The sequence below is a fragment of the Nitrospira sp. CMX1 genome (assembly GCF_054902215.1).
In genome coordinates this window covers 1-3732 of sequence record NZ_JBUBKD010000048.1, presented here as the reverse complement: position 1 = coordinate 3732, position 3732 = coordinate 1, and the positions used below count along the sequence as shown (strand labels likewise).

General features: G+C 53.9%; 6 protein-coding genes. 4 read left to right on the top strand and 2 right to left on the bottom strand.

Annotation, left to right across the window (positions count from 1 at the left end):
* Nucleotides 1–117: 117 nt before the first annotated feature.
* A complete protein-coding gene (locus tag ACYX34_RS13100) occupies nt 118–294 on the bottom strand; it encodes a hypothetical protein (RefSeq protein ID WP_462077013.1) in 177 nt (58 codons plus the stop codon).
* A 280-nt stretch (nt 295–574) separates the two neighbouring features.
* Here ACYX34_RS13100 and ACYX34_RS13095 point away from each other — a divergent pair, with 280 nt between their 5' ends.
* The 3 genes from ACYX34_RS13095 to ACYX34_RS13085 all read left to right on the top strand — a co-directional run bounded on the left by ACYX34_RS13095 (nt 575) and on the right by ACYX34_RS13085 (nt 2277).
* Nucleotides 575–895, top strand: coding sequence for an FmdB family zinc ribbon protein (locus ACYX34_RS13095; RefSeq protein WP_462077012.1), 321 nt, complete (start codon nt 575–577; stop codon nt 893–895).
* A 74-nt stretch (nt 896–969) separates the two neighbouring features.
* Nucleotides 970–1791, top strand: a complete 822-nt coding sequence (locus tag ACYX34_RS13090; protein WP_462077011.1) for a substrate-binding domain-containing protein — start codon at nt 970–972, stop codon at nt 1789–1791.
* 30 nt (nt 1792–1821) lie between these two features.
* Nucleotides 1822–2277 carry an IPT/TIG domain-containing protein gene (locus ACYX34_RS13085; protein ID WP_462077010.1) on the top strand — a complete coding sequence of 152 codons (456 nt, stop codon included), beginning with the start codon at nt 1822–1824 and terminating at the stop codon, nt 2275–2277.
* 57 nt (nt 2278–2334) lie between these two features.
* Here ACYX34_RS13085 and ACYX34_RS13080 read toward each other — a convergent pair whose 3' ends face one another.
* The gene (locus ACYX34_RS13080; RefSeq protein ID WP_462077009.1) at nt 2335–3171 is read right to left on the bottom strand and encodes a nucleotidyltransferase family protein; all 837 of its coding nucleotides are present in this window, start codon (nt 3169–3171) and stop codon (nt 2335–2337) included.
* Nucleotides 3172–3419: 248 nt separating this feature from the next.
* Between ACYX34_RS13080 and ACYX34_RS13075 the strand changes: the two genes are divergently transcribed.
* Nucleotides 3420–3732 (top strand): hypothetical protein (locus tag ACYX34_RS13075; protein ID WP_462077008.1); only part of this gene is annotated, 313 nt, incomplete at its 3' end.

Below are 3732 nucleotides of genomic sequence, written 5' to 3'. Positions count from 1 at the left end.
CGTCACACGGTCGATGGCACGGGCAATATGCAACCAGTAGATCATGCTAGCCGGTAAGGGGTGAGTGGTAAGCAACGTTCACACAGGTACACGCCCTACTTCTGCCCCTTGACCAATTCACGGGAGGAGCTGCCATTCATCCTTTTCAATAAAACACTTCACGCCGGTCTGCAGCTTTTTGACATCATCCTTCTCGAAGAGCCTCATATAGCGCGCGATCCGATCATCTTCGTCGATTCGTTCTTCCTGCATGACGCCGTTATTCCCCTTGTACCGTCGAATCAGCACTGGCATCGAAACCCTCCTCTAGAGCTGGCAGTTGAGCCGCGTAAATTGTTAGAATGAACAGAATATCGTAAGCTGATCAGCATCGCTTGCACAAGGGCTGTTTGTCAAGATCTGAACGGCTCCACTCGTTGGAATAGAGACTCCGGCACACTGCCGAACGATCTTGAACGATAGTCTTAACTGACTCGGTAGGACCACGATCCCGCGAACACTTCGTTCAGGTACAGATCCCTGACGAATACGCAAGACGCGGACTCATACCGGCCGAGAGAAAGGACAGGATCCTATGCCACTCTATGAATATCGATGCGGACGGTGTGAGAAACAATTTGAGGCCACCCAGTCAGTCTATGCCAGGGTGGAAGACACCGAATGTCCCCATTGCCATGCGAGGGAGGCCACGCGCCTTCTCTCCGCGTTCTCATCCAATGTGGTCGGCACCCGCAAACCCGGATTCACCGAAATCAAGGCCAAGGCCATGAACCAGGAACGGATGGAACGATTCGTCAAGTTGCCGCCGTTGAACGCACAGCGCAATGTCCCGCCACCGAACATGTCGTCCGAATCCGAGTCCTCTACGGCAAACCGAACCACGTCCGAGTCGTAACCATGGTGAACCATCTTCCGACGGCCTGGCTACGCCGCAAGAGTCATCCGGGTTCCTGGTGGCGAAGAGCATCCATGCCAGGACAATCGTTAATCACTCTACTCTGTGTGGGTCTGATTCTCTTCCTCTCCCCTCCCCACACATCGGCACAGGTTGCAGGAAATCTGATCATCGCCGGTAACGGCCCTGAACAAGCGACTATTGAGGTCCTGGCACGTGCCTTCGAAAAAGCCAATCCCCGTGCCTATGTCGATATCTTGTGGGACGAAGATTCAACGCCGGCGCAGTTAGTCCAGGCCGGCCAGGCGCAGATTGCCGTGACAAGCATGGAGGACGCAACACTGGCAGCCTCACAAATCGGGTGGGACGGCATTGGGATTCTCGTCCATCTCTCAAACTTCACCAAGGAAGTGACGACTCAACAGGTCGCCGAGATGTTTTCCGGAAAGATCCGAGAATGGTCGGAATTGGGTGGGCCCGAGACGAGAATCCTGTTGATTGATCGATCTCGCAGCCAGAACATCCGTGAAGCGTTTGAATCCCGCCTCGGGATCGCTGGAAAGATTCCTGGGGCCGCAAAGGTTATCGGATCAGACGACACGGTCATCAAGACCGTCGTGGGTGCCCTTCCGCCCCTCTCTGCCGTCGCGTATGTGTCGTTGAGTACCGGCCTCTCTGCTGTCGCTAATGGGGTGGCCGTCCGGCTCCTGCCGGTTGATAAAGTCGAGCCTGAAGTCCCAACGGTCCGAGATGGGCGATACAGTCTGCGACGTCCACTGCTTCTTCTTTCGAAAAAAGAGGCGAATCCTCTTATTGAAGCTTTTATCAAATTTGCGTTGTCTCCTTCCGGTCAAGCCATTGTCGGAGAACTGTATGTGGCTATGTCGAGCAAGTAATTCCGTCACTCCGCATGAAGGGAGATCCTGATGGCAAGCCCGTTCCGTTTTTTCTTCCTGTTTCTTTCGTGGCTGGTGATGACCCATGTTGGATCACGCGTTGCTCTTGCCGAAGAGGGGGTGATCGTCGAAGGCGCCGGGTATACACTGCACGACGCGGAATCGATCAAGGGGCATGACGAGCAACAGCTGGAGAAAGATCCCGTCTGCGATAGCAGTCGAAAGCCTAAAATCCTGCGCGTGGAGCCCGATGAAGCCAAGCCCGGGCAAACCATAACCCTTACAGGTGAAAACTTCGGGACAAGAGCTTGTTTCCGAGGTGTGGCACTCAGTGTGGCAGGCCCATCCAAGATCGATTACAAGTTTGTGAATGACACAACGATTGAGGTCATTGTGCCTGATATCCAACCCGGCATGTCATTCATCGATATCATTGCCGGCGGCGGCAATGCCCGGTCTAAAGCCTTTTTGGTGCAACCCAAATAGGACGGCTTTCCGAGATAGATAATCAAAGAGCGACACAGACGCTGCGGAGCAAACTCATCACTCAATAATCTGTTGTCGAACGGCTTTGGCAAGATTGTCGGGTGTCCCGATATCCAGATACCTGTCTTGTGGAAACTTCACATTCTGTATCCGAAGCCCCGCCTTGAGGGCCTCCTGGAAAACCACCCCGACAGCTAAATCCCCTCCGGGATCGTTGGCCGTATGTGCCAACCGCCCCATGTTCTGTTTTGTTTCGTCCGCACGCAAGAACCGGTGGAGGAACTCGGAGAAGACCGGAGTCCACACGGCAAAACACCAGCCAAACGTGAGTGTGGTTGAAGCAGGTTTCATCACAATCTCACGAACCCACCCCTCATTATCATCGTCCACCATATCCCAGATGCGTGGATCCTCAATACGGTGCAACCCAAGCACCACATCCGCACCCGTTCGTTCCTGCTGTTCAATCAGTTGGCGATACGCATCCGGCGGGCCGAACAAAATATCGGGAAAACCGAATGCAATCCGGTACTGGGAAACAAAGGAATAGGCCCGATCAAGCGTGTCCGGCGGTCCAAGCGAGCCGGGGATCACAAGATAGGCGAGCGACATCCCGACCCCCACTCCCTCCTGAAAATAATTCGGGATATCCCATTTCCCTTCGCGGATCACGATGAAGGTCTTGGACACTCCCGCCGTTTTAAATTTTTCCAACAGATACTGCGACGCCACTTTCGGTCGCGGCATCCCCGTCTTCGAATCTTTTGTGAAGCCGACGGGAAACAACTCCTTGCTGCAAGGAAAGGGTTGAAGTCGCTTGGCCTGTCCAGCAGCGGGAATGAGGCCGACGACTTCCGGCCATGAACAAGATGGTGGATCAACCAGGGCAGTCATGAGGGAGGCATTATCGCTGGATTCACACGATGAGTCCAGATGAGTCGATACAATACGCAGAGATTTTACTTTGCCATGCAAAGAAATACTTCAGGGCAAACAACAGATGAGAGGAACCTGTTCAGCTCAGACCAGATCACGTCTGGTTCCAGATGTCTCGACAAGCGAAGGCAGGATCGTGTAGCTTATGCATATGTTCCTGTGTGCTGGTTCTCCACTACGCTCATCTATAAAAGAGAGTTTGCCTGATGCCACACTCTTTGTCTCGACTAGTTCTATCCGCCGCATTTCTTGCCGTCAGTCTATTCATCTCACTCCCGGCCTCGGCCGCACCACCGGTTAAAGAGCGTCTTCCTTTGACGCTCACTGGAGCCGGCTGTAGCGACAAAGAATCGGAGATCGGCAAGATCTTGCAGACCATTCCCGGTGTGATCAGCGTCGATTTCAACCGCGTCCCCAGCCATGTCCTCGTGGACATTACCCCTAGCACCGTGAAGTCGGCGGATGTGATCAATCGGGTCAACGAGGCCGCATCCTCCTGGCAGTGCAAAGTCGAGTTCA

What these genes read in the sequence shown, in the direction of transcription:
- ACYX34_RS13090 (WP_462077011.1), top strand. Translation starts at nt 970, where the DNA reads ATGCCAGGACAATCGTTAATCACTCTACTCTGTGTGGGTCTGATTCTC.
- ACYX34_RS13100 (WP_462077013.1), bottom strand. Translation starts at nt 294, where the DNA reads ATGCCAGTGCTGATTCGACGGTACAAGGGGAATAACGGCGTCATGCAG.
- ACYX34_RS13095 (WP_462077012.1), top strand. Translation starts at nt 575, where the DNA reads ATGCCACTCTATGAATATCGATGCGGACGGTGTGAGAAACAATTTGAG.
- ACYX34_RS13080 (WP_462077009.1), bottom strand. Translation starts at nt 3,171, where the DNA reads ATGACTGCCCTGGTTGATCCACCATCTTGTTCATGGCCGGAAGTCGTC.
- ACYX34_RS13085 (WP_462077010.1), top strand. Translation starts at nt 1,822, where the DNA reads ATGGCAAGCCCGTTCCGTTTTTTCTTCCTGTTTCTTTCGTGGCTGGTG.